Consider the following 17,551-nt stretch of genomic DNA (forward strand, 5'->3'; position numbering starts at 1 on the left):
GCGCGGCTCATCGTGCGGGCATCCGCCGGTCTCTGCACAGGTCACCCCCGCGATTACCGCGCGGTGACTCGCGGCATGAACGGCTTGAAACTGCCCTCCCGTAGCGTTCTGGCATCGGCGCGGTTCCCCTGCGGCGCACTCGCGCAACGCAATCCGACCTCGCAGACCGCCGGCATTCGTGCCGAACTTCCGTCGAATTCCTCAGGAATTCCGGATCCCGTACGCCAGAACGCTGCCTGTGGTCACCGCCGCTGTCCGGCCGGTGAGAAAACAGGCGGCTTGGGGAGGAGAAAAAGAATGACCAGGATCGACAACGCGGGCGACACCGAGGTCGACCGCATTCTCGACGAGGTCGGGAAGGCCGTGCCCCTGCTGCGGGAGAACGGCGCGGAGGCCGAGAAGCGCCGCTGGATCCCGCAGGAGAACATCGACGTCCTGGACAAGGCCGGCGTGTTCCGCATGGGTGTCCCCGCGCGCTTCGGCGGCCTCGACAGCTCCCTGGAGGAGCAGGCCCGGGTCCTGTCCGCGATCGCGAGCGGCTGCCCCTCCACCGGCTGGGTCGCCATGGTCTGGGTGTCCAGCGGCTGGCTCGTCACCCTGTTCCCGGACAGCGTCCAGGAGGAGGTGTTCGCCGGCGGCTCCGTCAAGGTGTCCGGCGGCTTCACCCCGAGCGGCACGCTGAAGCCGACCGAGGGCGGCTACGTCCTCGACGGCGCCTGGCGCTTCAACTCCGGTGTCCGCGGCGCCGACTGGAACATCGCCGCCGCCATCGTGGAGAACGCCGACGGCTCCCACGAGGAGGTCGTCGCGATCGTCCCGCAGTCCGAGTTCACCATCGCCGACGACTGGGACGTCATGTCCGCCGGCGGCACCGGCAGCTGCACCTCCACCGCCACCGGGGTCTTCGTCCCCGAGCACCGGGTGGTCGGCTTCGGCGACGCCATCTTCAACACCACGCCCGGCCGCGACCAGGAGGTCACCCCGGGCCGCAAGTACGGCCTGTTCAGCTACGTGATGGCGGCCGGCGTGTCCGCCTACCTCGGCATCGCCACCGGCGCCCTGGAGCTCTTCAAGGGCCGCGTCAACGGCCGCCCGATCACGTACACCGACTACGAGGACCAGGCCAAGCACCCGCTGACCCAGATCCAGGTCGCCACCGCCGCCAACAAGATCGCCGCGGCGTACGCCCTGCAGTCCGCCTACATCGGCCGCCTCCAGGCGCGCGCCGACGCCGACGAGCAGCCCACCATCGAGGAGAAGGCCGAGCTGCGCGGCCAGGCCGCCTACGCGATGCAGCTCGCCAAGGAGGCCGTCGAGATCCTCTACAACGCGAGCGGCGCCTCCGTCATCGCCCGCTCCGCGCCGCTCCAGCGGTTCCACCGTGACATCCAGGGCCTGTCCCTGCACGGTCTGCTGCTGCTCAGCACCAACCTCGAGGTCCACGGGCGCGTCCTGCTCGGCCTCGACCCCGAGACCCCCTTCCTCTAAGGGGCAGGGACGCGGCCCGCACCCCCTGGCGGGCCGCGCCCACCGGTTCTCCGACCCCTCCCCGCCCGTAGTCCCCCTTCCGGGCGGGGACGGTGGCCGGCGCGTCGCACCCCCCTGTGCGGCGGCCCGGCCGGACAGCACGACGGAGCGCCCAACAGATGGTCACCCCCACCCCCACGCCCCGCCTTCGTGGAGCTCTCCGCTTTTCCACCGACAAAGACGAGATCAAAGGGATCATTTGATGGACGCTCAGCACAGCGACGCCCAGCCCGTCCTCGGCGAGGACACGGAGGCGACCGCCGGCGGATGGGACCGCCGCGGCTTCCTCAAGCGGGCGGGCGCCGTCGGCGCCATGGCCGCCGCGGGCATGGCGCTGTCCGGCACCGCCACCTCGGCGGCCGCCAAGCCCACCGGCACCCCGGTCGAGCCCGACCCCGACATCCTCGTGATCGGGGCCGGCTTCGCGGGCCTCGCCGCCGCGCGCCACCTGCGCGGCATGGGCTTCCAGAACGTGGAGATCCTGGAGGCCAGAGGCCGCATAGGCGGGCGGACCTGGACCGACACCCTCCAGGGCAAGCAGATCGAGCTGGGCGCCGGCTGGTTCCACCCGAGCCAGTCCCACATCCAGACCGCGCTGCGCAAGTACGGCATCGGCATCGTCTACGACGACCCGATGGACGCCGTCCTCGCCCAGCAGGTCGACGGCACCTACCGGCAGTACGACGTCGGTACGGCCTTCGAGACGATGGGCAACCTGTACACCAAGTTCTTCCAGGGCACCCAGACGTTCCTCCCGAACGCCATGAACCCCCTGCAGGCGAAGGACCTGATCGCCGCCCAGGACGCCTACACCGCCGCCGACCGGTACGCCCAGATCGGGATGACCGCGGAGGAGAAGGCCTGGATCGGCGGCACCCTGGCCGGCTACGCCGGCCTGCCGTCCACCGGCGCCAGCTGGACCTCCCTCGCCCAGTGGTGGGGCCTCGGCGGCTACGACGCCAACGGCTGGTTCAACCTCACCAGCCAGAAGCCGGCGACGGGCATGATCGGCCTCGCCCAGGCCATGCTCAACGAGGCGAACCACGGGATCTCCTACAACCAGAACGTGGTCCGGATCTCCGACCCCGGCACCACCGGCTCCCAGGTGTCCGTCACCACGGCCCAGAACATCGTCTACCGGGCCAAGGCCGTCGTCTGCGCCGTCCCGACCAACGTCTGGAACAACATCACCTTCACCTACGGCATCCCGCAGGCGTTCAAGGACGCCGCCACCGAGGGCCTGGGCGTGCCGCACGCCGTGAAGATCTGGATGTACGTGCGCGGCCCGCAGACCCGCACGCTGGTGCAGAGCAAGGAGGGCTCGAAGTTCGAGTCCATGGTGCCCATGCACAAGCTCCCCGACGGCCAGCTGATGATCGCCTTCGGCGGCGCGGGCCTGACCCTGGACAAGGCCACCCTCAACGCCGAGACGAAGAAGATCCTCGGTTCCGCCTACGAGGTCGTCGACTTCAAGGTCGCCGACTGGGGCCACGACCCGTACGCCCGCGGCGGCTGGTCGCTGCGCCGCCCCAAGCAGCTCCTGCGCCACCTGCCCGCCCTGCAGCAGCCCGTGGGCCGCATCGCCTTCGCCAACGACGGTCTGGCCAGCGGCTGGAACGGCTTCATCGAAGGCGCCATCGAGTCCGGCATCAACGCCGCGATCAAGGCGGCGGAGGCCAGCGGCATGGCGTGACGCCCGTCCGTCAGGCCGGCGGTCCCCGCCGACCCCACCCTCCCGTAGAAACAGGAGTACCTCACCGCCATGACGACCACCCCGGACCTGCAGAACCTGGTCCTCACCGACGACGTCGAGCAGCAGAACCAGGCGTTCATCGACGCCTTCAACTCCGGTGACGGCGCCATCTTCGACGCCCTCTACCGGGATGACGCCATCTCGAACCTGACCGGAAAGCCCCTCACGGGCGCCGAGCGCAAGCAGGGCATCATCGACCTGCTGAAGACCGGCCCGAAGCTCGACTCGCGCGTGACGAACAACTACGTCGCGGGCGACGTCTCGCTCGTGTTCGTCGAGTTCGAGCTGGAGCTCACCGGTGAGGACGGCGAGCGCACCGTCATCAACGGCACCTGCACCGACGTGATGCGGCGCGTCGGCGAGAACCGCTGGATCATGGCGGTCGACCGTCCGCTCGCCGACGAGCTGCCCACCGCCTAAGACGCACCACCGGTTCCGGGTGCCCCCCGCCCGGAACCCGCGAGACCCCTACACGGCCCCCGGAGGAGACGCGCTTCGACCACCCCTACGAAGCGCGTGTCCGCCCGGGGGCCGTCCCCTTCCCCCATCAGAGCGAGACCACAAGGATGAGCGGCATGCAGTGTCCCTTTCTCATAGACCCGACGGGCTCGGACGTCCACGCCGAGGGCCGGCTGCTGAGAGCGAGAGGGCGCGCCACCCGGACCGAGCTGCCGGGCGGCGTGGTCGTCTGGACCGTCACCGACCACCAGTTGGTCAAGGACCTCCTCACGGACCCGCGCGTGTCCCGCGACACGTACCAGCACTGGCCCGCCTGGGGCAACGGCGAGAGCGAGCTGGCGCAGACCTGGCCGCTCGCCATGTGGGTCGCGGACCGCAACATGATCACCGCCTACGGGGACGACCACAAGCGGCTGCGCAAGCTCGTCGCCAAGGCGTTCACCGCCCGCCGCACCGCCGTCCTGCGCCCGCGCATCGAGGAGCTGACGCACACCCTCCTGGACCGGCTGGCCGCGCTGGCCGAGAACGGCACGGTCGACCTGAGGGCGGAGTTCGCCTACCCCCTGCCGACGTACGTCATCTCCGAGCTGCTCGGCATCCCGGACGACCTGCGCGACCGGCTGCTCCACGTCATCCACAACCTCTTCGACACCAACGTCACGGCCGAGGACGCCCAGCGCAACGAGGCCGAGGTGTACGCCCTGCTCGCCGAGATCGTCGAGGTCAAGCGGGCCGCCCCGGCCGACGACCTGATCACCGGACTCATCGGCGCCCGCGACGAGGACACCGGCGGTCAGGGCCTGACCGAGCGGGAACTCGTCGACACCATCCTGCTGATGTTCACCGCGGGCCACGAGACGACCGTCAACCTCCTCGACCACGCCGTGTACGCCCTGCTGACGCACCCCGAGCAGTTCGCGCTCGTGCGCTCCGGCGAGGCGACCTGGGAGGACGTCGTCGAGGAGACCCTCCGCCTGGAGGCCCCGCTGGTCAACCTGCCCATGCGGTACGCCGTCGAGGACATCGACCTCGGCGACGTCGTCATCCCCAAGGGCGACCCGATCCTCATCTCCTTCGGCGCGGCGGGACGCGACCCCCGCACCCACGGCGAGACCGCCGACGAGTTCGACCTCACCCGGCCCACCCGCCGCGACCACGTCGCCTTCGGCCACGGCGTCCACCACTGCGTGGGCGCGCCGCTGGCCCGCCTGGAGGCGTCCATCGCGCTCCCCGCGCTCTTCGAGCGCTTCCCCGACCTGGCGCTGGCCCGGCCGGCCGCGTCCATCCCGCCGCTCGGCTCCTTCATCTCCAACGGGCACGGCGAGCTGCCGGTGCTCCTGAAGGGCGGCGCGGCCTGACCCCGCGGGGCCGACGGAGGACATGAGGAGGGGGTCGCAGCGTCATCGCTGCGACCCCCTCCTTTCCATGGTCTCCAGGGGGAACCGGACGCTCTAGGCCCGGCTCCCTTCGGCGAGTCGGCGGAAGTTGCTGCGGTAGTACACCAGGGGTTCGCCGTCGCCGGTCTGCGCCTCCATGACCTCGCCGATGAGGATCAGGTGGTCGCCGGCCGGTATGCGGCGTTCGGTCCGGCACTCCATCCGCACCAGGGCGTCCGGCAGCAGCGGCAGCCCGGCGGGGGACAGGTCCACCCCGAGCCCGGCGAACTTGTCCGCCCCCTTGCGCGCGAAGTGCCCGGCGAGGTCCTGCTGGCCGTCGGCGAGGACGTGCACCACGAAGCCCGACGACTGGTCGAAGGCCTCGTAGCAGTTCGCCCTGTTGTCCAGGCACACCAGGACGAGCGCGGGATCCAGCGAGACCGACGAGAAGGCGCTCGCGGTGAAGCCGTGGTGCGCGCCCGCCGGATCCGACGTGGTCACGACGGTGACTCCACTGGTCCAGTGGGACAGAGCGGCACGGAAAAGGTCTGGGGAGATCGACTTTGTGAGCACATGTCCATCGTCCGGGAACCGCCTCGAAAGCATGTCCAGTCGATGTCGCGCCCCTTCCTCATGTTAGGTGAAAATCAACACTTGACACTTCCTTGTCGTTTGTTGGATCGGTGACACGCCATCTGCCTAGGGTGAACTCAGCCACGTCGACGATGTGAGGCCGGTGCCAAAAGCGCCGGGAAGGAGTGTTCGGAGTGCGGTTCAACCTCTTAGGCCCTTTCGAGATCATCACGGACGACGGTCGCATCCATCGACCCGGTACGCCGAAGGTCTGTCAGACGCTTGCCCTGCTCCTCACCAGGCCCAACGAGGTCGTGGCGTCCGAAGCTCTCATACGGGAGCTATGGGGTGCCCATCCGCCTCGAAGCGCTCAGACGACACTCCAGACGTACGTGTACCACGCCCGCCGCATGCTGGTGAGCGAGTGTGGAGTACCGGCCAACCGCCAGGTGGTGACGACCCGTTCGCGCGGGTACGTCGCCGAGGTCGACGCCGACGAGATCGACCTCCTGGTCTTCGAGGGCCTGATCAACCAGGCCCAGGAGGACCTCGAACTGGGGGCCGTCCAGGGCGCGTCCGCGCGCCTCCGCGAAGCGCTCGCCCTCTGGCGCGGACCGGTGCTGTCGACCGTGCGGACCGGCGAGGTGCTCGCCGCCTGCATCTCGCACGTCGAGGAACTCCGCATCCGCGCCCTGGAGTTGCGCATCGAGACCGAGCACCGGCTCGGCCGCTACCGGGAGACCATCCCGGAGCTGCGCATGCGCGTCCAGGACTACCCGCTCAACGAGTGGTTCCACGGCCAGCTGATCCGTGCCCTCTCCCAGGCGGGCCGGCGCGCCGAGGCGCTCCAGGCCTACCAGAACCTGCGGCGCCTGCTGAACGAGGAGCTGGGCCTCGAACCCTCTCCCGAGGTCCAGATGCTGCAGCGCGAGGTGCTCGGCTCGGCGTCCGTACGCAAGGAAGTGATCCGCGCGGAGCTCGAGGTCACGCCGCTGCGAAAAGTTTCCCTCGCCGGCTGACCCTCCCGGGAATCAACGGAACCCGTCGAAGGTTCCAACGGTGCGGCTGCCCGGCCGACGTCGCGTGCGACGTCGGCGACACGGCAGCCGCACCACGGCGTTTCCACGGCGCCCCGACGGCGCATCCACCACGTCCTCTTGACGCACCCACGCAGAAAGGAGAGCTCTGCCATGCCCTCGACCGCCCAGATCGGCGTCATCGGCCTCGCGGCGACCGGACGCAACCTCGCCCGGAACCTGGCCCGCCGCGGCTACGCGGTCGCCGTGCACAGCCGGACCGCCGACCGGACCCGGGGGCTCGTCGACGAGTTCGGGCACGAGGGCACCTTCCTCCCCGCCCGGACCGCGCGTGAGCTCCTCTCCTCCCTGGAGCGGCCCAGACGGCTCCTGATCACGGTCCGCCCGGGGGAGGCCACCGACTCCGTGATCGCCGCCTTCGCCCCGCTCCTCGAACCCGGCGACCTCCTCGTCGACGGCGGCGACGCGCACTTCGCCGACACCCGCCGCCGCGAGGCCGAACTGGGCGAGCACGGCATCCACTTCGTCGGGGCGGGCATCGCGGGCGGCGAGGAGAAGACGCTCTACGGCCCCAGCATCTCGGTCGGCGGCTCCCCGGAGGCGTACGAGGTCGTCGGCCCGGTCCTGGAGACGATCGCGACGCGCACCTCCGACGGCCGCCCCGCCGCGACGCGCGTAGGTCCCGACGGCGCGGGCCACTTCGTGAAGATGGTGCACGACGGCATCGCCCACGCCACCGTGGAACTGACCGCGGAGGCGTACGACCTGCTCCACGGGATCGGCGGCTTCTCGCCGGAGCACATCGCGGACATCTTCGGACGGTGGGACGGCGGCCGCCTCGGCGCCCACTTCACGGAGATCACCACCGACCTCCTCGCCGGCACCGCCGCCGGCGCGGACGAGGACGAGGACGGACGGCGGGAGCGGCACGACGGGCGGCAGGGGGGTTCCGGATGCCGCGCCGCCCGGAGCGACCGGGACGCCGACGTCCCCGTCGCGAACATCGCCGCGGCCGTGTTCGACCAGGCCCTGTCCGGTCTCGCGGCCTGGCACCGGGACGCCCGCCGACTCCCCGGCCCCGGACCCTTCGGACGGCACCTCGCCGACCCCGACGCGTTCGTCCGCGAGGTGGAGCAGGCGCTGTACGCCTCCAAGGTCGTGGTGTGGGCCCAGGGCTGGCACCGGATCGTGGAGGCCAACGGCGCCTACGACTGGGACATCGACCTCGGCGTCGTCTCCTCCCTCTGGGGGGACGACTCCCTCGTCCCGGCCCCCTTCCTCGACCGGATCGCCGGCACCCGCGGGACGGGGCACGCCGTGCCCTGCTTCCCGACCGACGCGGCGTTCACCCGCGAGTTCGCCGCGGCCCAGCGCGGCTGGCGCGGCGTCGTCGCCACGGCGGCCCGCGGCGGCGTCCCCGCCCCCGCCCTCTCCACCGCCCTCTCCTACTACGACACGCTGCGCGCCGAGCGCCTCCCCGCCGGCCCCGCCCGGGGACGGCGGGACCTGGACGGCCCCCGCACGGGCTACCGCACGGCCCAGCACGACGACCTCATCCCGAAAGGCTTACGGATCCCATGAACGCGCCGACCCCTCAGCTGGACTCCCTCTACGACGAGATCCTGCGCCGCAACCCCGGCGAGGCCGAGTTCCACCAGGCCGCCCGCGAGGTCCTCGAATCCCTCGGCCCCGTCCTCGCCGCCCGCCCCGAGTACGCCACGGCCAAGCTGGTCGAGCGACTCGTGGAACCCGAGCGCCAGTTGATGTTCCGGGTCCCCTGGGTGGACGACTCCGGAACCGTCCGGGTCAACCGCGGCTTCCGCGTCGAGTTCAACAGCGCCCTCGGCCCCTACAAGGGCGGCCTGCGCTTCCACCCCTCCGTCAACCTCGGCATCATCAAGTTCCTCGGCTTCGAGCAGATCTTCAAGAACGCCCTGACCGGCCTCGGCATCGGCGGCGGCAAGGGCGGCAGCGACTTCGACCCCCGCGGCCGCTCCGACGCCGAGGTCATGCGCTTCTGCCAGTCCTTCATGACCGAGCTCCACCGCCACCTCGGCGAGCACACCGACGTCCCCGCCGGCGACATCGGCGTCGGCGGCCGCGAGATCGGCTACCTCTTCGGCCAGTACCGCCGCATCACCAACCGCTGGGAGGCCGGCGTCCTCACCGGCAAGGGCACCGGCTGGGGCGGCTCGCAGGCCCGCGCCGAGGCCACCGGCTACGGCAACGTCCTCTTCACCGCCGAGATGCTGCGCCACCGCGGCCAGGACCTTGAAGGCCTCCAGGTCGGCGTCTCCGGCTCCGGCAACGTGGCCCTCTACTCCATCGAGAAGGCCCAGGCGCTGGGCGCCCACGTCCTCACCGCCTCCGACTCCAGCGGCTACGTCGTCGACGAGAAGGGCATCGACGTGGCCCTGCTCAAGCAGATCAAGGAGGTCGAGCGGGGCCGGATCTCCGCGTACGCCGAACGACGCGGCGGCGCCGCCCGGTTCGTCGCCGGCGGCAGCGTCTGGGACGTCCCCGTCGACATCGCCCTCCCCTCCGCCACACAGAACGAGCTCGACGAGAACGCCGCGCTCACCCTCGTGCGCAACGGCGTCAAGGCCGTCTCCGAAGGCGCCAACATGCCCGTCACCCCGAAGGCCGTCCGCCTCCTCCAGGAGGCCGGCGTCGCCTTCGGCCCGGGCAAGGCCGCCAACGCGGGCGGCGTCGCCACCTCCGCCCTGGAGATGCGCCAGAACGCCGGACGCGTCTCCTGGGACTTCGCGCAGGTCGAGCAGGAACTCGCCACCATCATGCGCGACATCCACCGCACCTGCGTCGAGACCGCCGAACGCTACGGCGCCCCCGGCGACAACGTCGCGGGCGCCAACATCGCCGGCTTCGAGCGCGTCGCGGCGGCCATGCTCGACCAGGGCGTGATCTGACCACCCCTCCCCGAACCGGCTCCCGGTCCGCTCCCATGTGCGGGGGAGCGGACCGGGAGCCGCCTACGCCGAGCCGCCGAAGGCCGCGCCGAGACGGACGAGGAGCGGCGCCACGGACGGGTGCGCGTCCCGGCGCGGAGCGATCGCGTAGACCCCGCGCGTCGGGGCGCCGACGAGCCGCGCCGTGACGACGTCCGGGCGCAGCGCCCTGGCCAGCACCCCGGGGATCAGGGCGAGGGCGTGCCCCGTCGCCACCAGCGCGAGCTTCCCCGGGAGATCCGCGGCGGCGAGGTCGACGCGGAGGGCGACCCCGGCGCGGGCCGCGTGCTGCCGCAGCAGCGCCGCCGAACCGTCGTCGTCCTCCGCCCACGTCTCCCCGGCGAGCCCGCCGATGTCCACCGGACCGCCACCCGCCCGGGGATGTCCGGCGGGCAGCGCGACGACCATCTCGTCGAGACCCAGGAAGTGCCGCACGAGCCGCGGTGCGTGCGGCAGCCCCGGTGGCGCGTCGGTGACGACGGCGACGTCGAGGTCCCCCGCCAGCACCCGCTCGTGCAGCGCCGCCGTCAGCCCGGGGCGCAGGCTCCAGCGCAGCGGCCCCACCTCGTCCAGGAGCGCCCGCACCGCCTCGGGCACGATCCCCGCGGCGAGCGACGGCGTGGCCCCGACGGCCAGCGGCCGGTCCCGCGCCCCGTCCCCGGCGGCCCGAACGGCGCGCAGGGCCCGGTCGGCCTCGTCGAGCGTGGCCAGCGCGTGCCGCCGGAACACCTCACCGGCCGCCGTCGGGCGCACCCCGCGCGCGTGACGCTCCATCAACTCCACGCCGAGCTGCCGTTCGAGCCCGGCGATCTGCCGGGACACGGCCGACTGCGTGTGGTGCAGCTCGGCCGCCGCAGCCGACAGCGATCCGAGCCGACACACCGTCACGAAGCTCCGCCACACCGTCAGATCCATGCCCGTCAGTATGGAGCAGCCATGCGTCCCGGGCAGACCTGCCCTGCGAGATCTGCGCTTGTCGCAGGCCCGGCGGCAGCGGGATCGTGGGCGGCATGACCGCAGCACACAAGATCACCGTCCTCGGCCTGGGCCGCATGGGCACCGCTATCGCCGCTCGCCTGTCCATCGTGGGAGGGGACGGTGCGACGGGTGGGACCGGCGTAACCGACGTGACCGGCCATACCGGCATGACCGTCACGGGCTGGACGCGCTCGGGCCGCGCGTGGGGAGACGACGCGAGGGACGGCCGCGGGACGGAGGGGCTTCCGGGGGAGGGGCTTCCGACAGGTGGAGTCGTGATGGGCGGAGGCGCGACGGCTGGATTCGTGACGGGTGGAGGTGCGACGGACGGCTTCACGACGGTCGCGGACGCGAAGGAGGCCGTGGCGGAGGCCGACGTCGTGGTCCTCGCGCTCTTCGACGGGGCGGCCTGCCGCGAGGTCCTCGACGCCGTCGAGGGCGCCCTCCGGGAGGACGCGGTCGTCGTCAACACCGCCACCATCGCTCCCGACGAGGCCGCCGCGCTGGCCCGGCGCCTGGGCCCCGCCTACGTCCACGCGCCCGTCCTCGGCTCCGTGCAGGCCGTCGTCGCCGGCGCGCTGACGCTCCTCGCCGCCACCGAGGAACCGGCCACGCTCGACCGGGTACGACCGGTGCTCGACGCGCTGGGCACCGTACGGCCCGTGGAGGGGGCCGCCACCGCCGCCGCGCTCAAGCTGGTCGCCAACCACGGCCTGGCCGGCGCCGTCCTGGCCCTGCGCGACGCGCTGCACCAGGCCGACGCCCTCGCCCTGCCCCGCGACCTGGTCCTGGACGTCCTGGAACGCGGCCAGCTGGGTGGCCTCGTCGCCCGCAAGCGCTCCTATCTCCTCCACGGACCGCCGCCGGCCACGGCCGAGTTCACGATCGGCGCGCTCGCGAAGGACCTGGCCCTCCTGGCCGCGACCTCGGGGCACCCGATGCGGGGCGGCACGTCCCCGTTCGGCACACCGACACCATCGGCGGCACCGGCACCGGCACCGGTACCCGCACCTGCGTCCGCAGCCGCGCCCATGTCCGCATTGGCACCCGCAACCGGACCGGCACCCGCTCCCGCATCAGTACCTGCGTCCGCGACCACGCCCACGTCCGCACCGGCCCCAGTACCTGCGTCCGCGCCCCTACCTGCGACCGCACCGGCACCCGATCCCGTACCCGCGGCTGCGCCCGACGCGGACATCGCCGTCGCCGCGACGGTCCCCGCCGTGCCCGACGAGGTCCTCGCCCCGCTCCACGCGTACGTCCGGGGCCACGCCACCGGCGATCCCCGCCACTTCCGCGAGGCGTTCCTGCCCACCGCCCGCGTCGAGGGGATCCGGGACTCGGTCCTCGTCTCGTGGCCGCTGGACGAGTACTGCGCCCTGTTCCCGGGCCGCCCGACGCCGGACGAGGCGACCAGGTCCCGGCGCGTCGACACCGTGGACGTCCACGGCACCGTGGCGACCGCCACCATGACGCTCCACCACGGCCCGGACACCTTCACGGACGTCTTCCTGCTGGTCCGCGCCGGCGAGACCTGGCGGATCGCCAACAAGGCGTACCACCGTCACCCGGCGACGGAGGGTTCCGCCTCCTCCAGCGCCGGGTAGTCCGAGAGGCCCGGCCGGGCAGGGCCCGTGTCGCCCGGGTCGGGCCATGTGCTCCGTCCGTCCGGCCGCGAGCCGGGCCGAGCCGGGGGTTCGTGTCGTGCCCGCACGCCCCGGCTCCCGCCGGATCCGGCGGGAGGGCACGGATCGGCACTCCCCGGGGCCCTCACCGGCCCGGTCCTACCCTGCCCGACGGGGGCAGGCGGGGGCCCCACCCGGGGCGGGCGGCGACGGCCCTCGGAGCCGTACCTCCGCTTCCGGTAGCACCCCCCCCGCACGGGCACGGGCGGACAGAGGTGACACTCTCCGTCGTGACCACGAGCACCCCCACACCCCCGCCCGCCACGGCCGCCGCCCCCGCCCCCACGCCCGGCACCGGTCACGCCGCCGCGCATCACGGCGAGCTGCTGCAGGGGGTCTTCGCCGACGGCGACGCGCGGCCGCGGGCCGGTCTCGTGACGCTGCCGCTGGACGGACCCGGCACCCGGGCGGAGTTCACGCCGAGCCCCGAGGCGCCGGCCGGCGCGGTCGACGTCGTGCCCGCCGGGCGGACGAAGGCCGCCCGCGCCGCACGGCTCGCCGTCGCCGTCTGCGCGGCCCGCACCGGCCGCCCCGCCCGCGGCGGCACGCTGCGCCTCACCGGCTCCGTGCCGCTCGGGCTCGGCATGGGCAGCTCCACCAGCGACGTCCTGGCCACCGTGCGCGCCGTCGCCGACGCGTACGGACTCCGCCTCGACCCCGACACCACCGCCGGCCTCGCCGTCCGCGCCGAAGGCGCCAGCGACCCCCTCATGTTCGACGAGCGTCCCGTCCTCTTCGCCCAGCGCGAGGGCCGCGTCCTCGAAGTCCTCGGGCCCGCGCTGCCGCCGCTGCTCGTCGTCGGCTGCCTCCTGGGCGGCGGCGCCCCCGTCGACACGCTCGCCCTGCCCGCCCCGGAGGCCACCCGCGCCGAACTCCGTGCCTACGCCTGCCTCCGCGACCGGCTCCGCCGCGCCGTCGCCGACGGCGACGCCGCACTTCTCGGCCGGGTCGCCACCGCCAGCGCCCGCCGCGCCCAACGCGTCCTGCGGCACCCGGACTTCGAGGCGCTCGCGGCCCTGGCCCGCCGCACCGGCGCCGTCGGCGTCCAGGTCTCCCACAGCGGCTCCGTCGCGGGCGTGCTCCACGATCCGGCCGCCCCGGGCGCCGAGGCCCGGGCGGAGGCCACCCGCCGCGCCCTCGCCGCCGCCCGCATCCCGTACACCCGCACCTTCACCGCCGGCGGCCGTCGTCCGGCAGCCGTTCATCCGTGTCGTTGTTGGGCCGAACGGGTGAGGGGCGGGAGGATGGGCCCATGAGTAGGTACGAGAGGTACGACGTCACCGACGAACAGTGGGAGGGCCTGGCCCAGGTCCTGCCGCTGCGCGGCCGCGACGAATGGCCGTCCAGGGTCGACCACCGCACGATCCCCGAACAGTACGAGTCCGTCGAACAGCGCCGCATGGTCGTGCTGCGGGTCCAGGTCTTCGCCGACGCCCGCGAGGTCGCCGAGTACCTCATCGCCCAGATCCCGGTCCTGCTCGACCTCACCAGCGCCGACCCCGAAGTCGCCAAGCGGGTTCTCGACTTCAGCAGCGGCGTCGTCTTCGGCCTCGGCAGCGGCATGCACCGCGTGGACCGCAACGTCTTCCTGCTCGCCCCTCCCGGGACCGAGGTGGAGAGCACCGGCGAGGCCCCGTCCGGCGACGAGGACGACGAGCCCGTCGGCGCGCCGCGCTCCGGCGTCCCCCGATCGTAGGAAGGTCATCTCGACGTAACGGTTCGTCAGCTCGACCTCTGCGTACGGTCCGATCATGGACCTCACCTGCGGCCCCACCCTGGCCCGCACCCCCGCCACCCTCGCCCCGGCCCCGGGAGCACCCCGCCCGGACACCGTCCCCGGCCCCCGCCCGGCCCCGCCCTCCCCTACGGGAACGGGCGGGGACGACGGCAACGGCACCCCCGCCCCACCCTCCGACGCCACCACGCCCCGGGCCCCAGGCCCACACAAGGCGTTCGCCCCCGAAACGGGGACCCCCGGCGCCGACACGCCACCGGACACCGACACCGCGCCCAGCACAACCCCGGCGCCCACCCCCGCCGCCGACAACCCTGCCGCCGCCACCCCCGGCATTCCCCCGGCCCCCGCCGCCCCCACCGCGCCCGGCCCCGTGGCTGACACCCCGGGCCACACGACAGCACCCGACGCTCGCAAGGCGCCCAATACGGCCACCACGCTCGCCACTCGCACGACACCCAGCACGGCCAGGCCGCCCGCCACCCGCACGGCGCCCGGCCCCGTGACTGACACCTCTGTCGCCGGTACCGTGCCCAGCCCCCGCCCCGGCACCCCTGACGCTCGTACCGCGCCCCGTACGGCCCCGGCTCCCGGCACTCGCACCGCACCCGTTCCCGCCCCTGACGCTGGCACCCCCGGCCCCGCCACAGCACCCGACACTCGTAACGCGCCCGGTACGGGCGCAGTGCCCCGGGCTCGCACGGCGCCCGCCCCAGGTTCTGGCCCCGGTACCCCCGTGCCCGGCACCGCCTCCGCCCCCCGCACCGGCGCCGACACCCCTGGACCCGGCACCGCCCCCGGCGGCCCCGGCCCCCACACTCGTACGGCGCCCGTCCTCGGCACCGCCACCGCCCCCGGCGCCGACCCGCGTCTCCGTACCCGTTCCGGCACCCGCTCCCCGTCCCGACGGCGTCCGCGTCCCGAAGGCGCGGGCGGCGTCGGCGGCGGGTACGGAACCGGCGCGGCCGCCGCCGGAACCGGCACGTCCGTCGGCGGAACCGGCACGGCCGCAGCCGGAACCGCCGCCGTCCCCGACAACGCGTCGCCGACCCTGCCCCGCCCCGCCGTGACCGAACTGCGGCTCTCCGCCTTCGCGGGGCGCCGCCGCGCCGTGTACACCCTCGCGCCCGTCACCCTCTTCGCCGGGCCGAGCGGCAGCGGCAAGTCGACCGTCCTCGCCGCGTACGAGGCACTGGCCAGGCTCGGCGCGGGGGAACCGCTCGGCGAGGTGTTCCCGCACGCCGCCGACCTCGTCCCGGACAGCGCCCGGCCCGACGCCGAGGGCCGCCGCGGCTTCCGTATCGGCTGCACCGTCGACGGCCCCCTCGGCCCGGTCCGGATCGACCTCGCCGTCCAGGCCCACCCCGACCTCCGCATCGTCGGCGAACGCCTCACCCACCACGGCCGCACCCTCTTCACCACCGCCCTCCGGGACCCCGGCCGCGCCACGGTCCAGGCCGCCTGGCTCACCGCCGGCGCCACGCCCGTCACCCGCGCCCCGCTCCCCGACGACCTCCTCGGCACCGCCCTCCTCCCGCTGCGCGTGGCCGGTGCCACCCAGGGGCAGCGCGAGGTGCTCGCCGCCGCCGAGCAGGCCCTGGTCGGGCTCCGTTCCCTGTTCCCCTGCACCCCCGAACCGGAGAGGATGCGCGCGCCCGTCCTCCCCGCCGAGGGCCGGCTGCTCCGCGACTGCGCCAACCTCGCCGAGGTCCTGCACCGCACCCACACCGACTGCCCGCGCCGCCACCAGCGTCTCGCCGTCGTCGCCGGCGCGGGCTGCGCGGCCCCCGTCACCGGCGTCGGCACGCGGGAACTCGGTGACGGCACCGTCCGCGCCCTCCTCGCCCGGGGCGACGGTCCGGCCACCCCGCTCGGCCGCCTCGGCGCGGGCGAACTCCGCTACCTCGCCCTCGCCCTGACCCTCCTCACCGGCCCCGGCGTCCTCGCGATGGACCGCATCGCCGAGGTCCCGGACGCCATGCAGTGCCTCACCCTCCTCACCGACGACCTCGACCGGGGACTCGACGACCGCCAGACCGCCGCCCTCCTGGACCTCGCCGCCACCATCGCTGCCGACGGCCACATCCGGCTGGTCGGCGCGGTCGGCGAACGCACCGCGGACCGGGCCCGGCGGACCCCCGGGGTGACGGTGGTAGACCTGACCCCGTGACGGACACCGAACACGACGTGGCGGCGCTCCAGCGCCGCCTCGCCGCCTTCGCGGCGGCGCGCGACTGGCAGCCCTACCACACGCCCAAGAACCTCGCGGCGGCGCTCAGCGTCGAGGCGGCCGAACTCCTGGAGATCTTCCAGTGGTTGACGCCCGAGCAGGCCGAGAAGGTGATGGACGACCCGGACACGGCCCACCGGGTCGCCGACGAGGTGGCCGACGTCCTCGCCTACACCCTCCAGTTCTGCACGGTCCTGGGGATCGACCCCCTCGCCTCCCTCGCCGCCAAGATCGACCGGAACGAGCTCCGCTTCCCACCCCGCAGACGGGACGGAACGGACGAGTCGGACACCGAAGGCACCGATCGTCACTCTTCGGAGTGATCGCCTCATGCCCGTCGAGATGCCTGTCCACAGATTTCCGACTTCCTCTGGTGCCGCGGCTCGGGCGGCCTCACTCTGGGTAGTGATTGAGGGAACGGCAAGTGGCACGAACGGGGGCGGAGTTGATGGAAGCGGAGCGACTTATTCAGGCCGGCCTGCACGCGCTGGGCGAGAGCCGGACGGCACACGACATCGTGGCGGAAGCCTGGCAGGCCCGGGCCCTCGCCCAGGCGATAGGAAGTCACCTCGCGCTCTGCGGACCGCTGGAGCTGCGCGGTGACGCGCGAGGGCTCAGCGAGGCGGGGGAGTACCCGACGTGGGGAGCGGCGGGCCCGCGCGCGGCGCGGCTGACGGAGGTCGGGGAGCCGCGTTCGGCGCTCACCGCCCTCGGTGAGCTGCTGGGGGAGGTGGGCATCGCGCTCGTCGGCGTGGCCTCGGTCACCGACGACGAGAACCTGTACTGGCAGTGCATGGAAGCCATCGACGCCGCCGACGAGGCGGGCGACCGGGTCCGGGGCATGCTGCGCCGCCTCGACGTCCGCGAACAGGGCAGGGCCCGCCCTCCCGACCCGCCGAGGCACCGCGTCGGCCCGCCAATCGCCGCCACCCCGCACCCCAGGTCCCCCACCGCCCCCTGCCGCCCGGCCCCCGAGCCCGGCCGGCAGACGGAGCAGACAGCGGACGGGAGCCGAGAGCGGGAAAGGGAGCGGGAGCACGACCGGGCCCGGGACCGCTGAGGTCCCAGGCCCGGCAGTGAGAGAGACGAGGGAAGGGGGAGGGTCGAGGGGAGCGGAGGGGAGGAAAACGAGAAGGAGAAGCAGAAGGAGGAGAAGGAGAAGAAGGAGGAGGGACAGGAGAGCCAAGCGACCGGGCGGGCGGCCAGCTCAGCGCGCCCCGGGACCGCCGTCC

The 17,551-nt window shown here is 73.5% G+C and carries 15 protein-coding genes; 13 read left to right on the plus strand and 2 right to left on the minus strand.

Going from position 1 to position 17,551, the window contains the following annotated elements:
* The first annotated feature begins 297 nt into the window (after nucleotides 1–297).
* From ACFZCF_RS25030 to ACFZCF_RS25045, 4 genes are all read left to right on the plus strand, one after another.
* Complete coding sequence (locus tag ACFZCF_RS25030; RefSeq protein ID WP_388449009.1) at nucleotides 298–1,488, plus strand: acyl-CoA dehydrogenase family protein; 1,191 nt, start codon at nucleotides 298–300, stop codon at nucleotides 1,486–1,488.
* A 241-nt stretch (nucleotides 1,489–1,729) separates the two neighbouring features.
* Nucleotides 1,730–3,220 carry an FAD-dependent oxidoreductase gene (locus ACFZCF_RS25035; protein ID WP_391288903.1) on the plus strand — a complete coding sequence of 497 codons (1,491 nt, stop codon included), beginning with the start codon at nucleotides 1,730–1,732 and terminating at the stop codon, nucleotides 3,218–3,220.
* Nucleotides 3,221–3,289: 69 nt separating this feature from the next.
* On the plus strand, nucleotides 3,290–3,700 hold the full coding sequence (locus tag ACFZCF_RS25040) for a YybH family protein (protein ID WP_388449005.1): 411 nt from the start codon (nucleotides 3,290–3,292) through the stop codon (nucleotides 3,698–3,700).
* 155 nt (nucleotides 3,701–3,855) lie between these two features.
* Nucleotides 3,856–5,097, plus strand: a complete 1,242-nt coding sequence (locus ACFZCF_RS25045; protein ID WP_391288906.1) for a cytochrome P450 — start codon at nucleotides 3,856–3,858, stop codon at nucleotides 5,095–5,097.
* A gap of 93 nt (nucleotides 5,098–5,190) precedes the next feature.
* On the opposite strand, the gene ACFZCF_RS25050 is transcribed toward ACFZCF_RS25045, so the two are convergent.
* Nucleotides 5,191–5,688, minus strand: coding sequence for a flavin reductase family protein (locus ACFZCF_RS25050; protein ID WP_388449001.1), 498 nt, complete (start codon nucleotides 5,686–5,688; stop codon nucleotides 5,191–5,193).
* Between the two features lie 194 nt (nucleotides 5,689–5,882).
* On the opposite strand from ACFZCF_RS25050, the gene ACFZCF_RS25055 reads away from it, so the two are divergent.
* From ACFZCF_RS25055 to gdhA, 3 genes are all read left to right on the plus strand, one after another.
* Nucleotides 5,883–6,707 carry a BTAD domain-containing putative transcriptional regulator gene (locus tag ACFZCF_RS25055; protein ID WP_391288909.1) on the plus strand — a complete coding sequence of 275 codons (825 nt, stop codon included), beginning with the start codon at nucleotides 5,883–5,885 and terminating at the stop codon, nucleotides 6,705–6,707.
* Between the two features lie 171 nt (nucleotides 6,708–6,878).
* Nucleotides 6,879–8,306 carry an NAD(P)-binding domain-containing protein gene (locus tag ACFZCF_RS25060; RefSeq protein ID WP_388448997.1) on the plus strand — a complete coding sequence of 476 codons (1,428 nt, stop codon included), beginning with the start codon at nucleotides 6,879–6,881 and terminating at the stop codon, nucleotides 8,304–8,306.
* Nucleotides 8,303–9,652: an NADP-specific glutamate dehydrogenase gene (gene gdhA / locus ACFZCF_RS25065; RefSeq protein ID WP_391288912.1), complete on the plus strand. Its 1,350-nt coding sequence runs from the start codon at nucleotides 8,303–8,305 to the stop codon at nucleotides 9,650–9,652. Before ACFZCF_RS25060 ends, gdhA begins: the two co-directional genes overlap by 4 nt.
* Before the next feature lie 63 nt (nucleotides 9,653–9,715).
* Here gdhA and ACFZCF_RS25070 read toward each other — a convergent pair whose 3' ends face one another.
* Nucleotides 9,716–10,606, minus strand: a complete 891-nt coding sequence (locus tag ACFZCF_RS25070; protein WP_391288914.1) for a LysR substrate-binding domain-containing protein — start codon at nucleotides 10,604–10,606, stop codon at nucleotides 9,716–9,718.
* Nucleotides 10,607–10,701: 95 nt separating this feature from the next.
* Between ACFZCF_RS25070 and ACFZCF_RS25075 the strand changes: the two genes are divergently transcribed.
* The 6 genes from ACFZCF_RS25075 (at nucleotide 10,702) to ACFZCF_RS25100 (ending at nucleotide 17,379) form a co-directional block, all read left to right on the plus strand.
* Complete coding sequence (locus ACFZCF_RS25075; protein ID WP_391288916.1) at nucleotides 10,702–12,276, plus strand: nuclear transport factor 2 family protein; 1,575 nt, start codon at nucleotides 10,702–10,704, stop codon at nucleotides 12,274–12,276.
* 308 nt (nucleotides 12,277–12,584) lie between these two features.
* Nucleotides 12,585–13,610, plus strand: coding sequence for a GHMP kinase (locus ACFZCF_RS25080; protein WP_391288918.1), 1,026 nt, complete (start codon nucleotides 12,585–12,587; stop codon nucleotides 13,608–13,610).
* Nucleotides 13,607–14,050, plus strand: coding sequence for a cell division protein SepF (locus ACFZCF_RS25085; RefSeq protein WP_388448987.1), 444 nt, complete (start codon nucleotides 13,607–13,609; stop codon nucleotides 14,048–14,050). The genes ACFZCF_RS25080 and ACFZCF_RS25085 overlap by 4 nt, the downstream gene beginning before the upstream one ends.
* 1,090 nt (nucleotides 14,051–15,140) lie before the next feature.
* Complete coding sequence (locus ACFZCF_RS25090; protein WP_391289079.1) at nucleotides 15,141–16,259, plus strand: ATP-binding protein; 1,119 nt, start codon at nucleotides 15,141–15,143, stop codon at nucleotides 16,257–16,259.
* Nucleotides 16,256–16,642: a MazG-like family protein gene (locus ACFZCF_RS25095; protein ID WP_391288920.1), complete on the plus strand. Its 387-nt coding sequence runs from the start codon at nucleotides 16,256–16,258 to the stop codon at nucleotides 16,640–16,642. Before ACFZCF_RS25090 ends, ACFZCF_RS25095 begins: the two co-directional genes overlap by 4 nt.
* Nucleotides 16,643–16,767: 125 nt before the next feature.
* Nucleotides 16,768–17,379: a DUF6099 family protein gene (locus ACFZCF_RS25100; protein WP_388449020.1), complete on the plus strand. Its 612-nt coding sequence runs from the start codon at nucleotides 16,768–16,770 to the stop codon at nucleotides 17,377–17,379.
* Nucleotides 17,380–17,551 lie beyond the last annotated feature (172 nt).

The organism is Streptomyces sp. NPDC007945 (assembly GCF_042958885.1).
GTDB lineage: Bacteria > Actinomycetota > Actinomycetes > Streptomycetales > Streptomycetaceae > Streptomyces.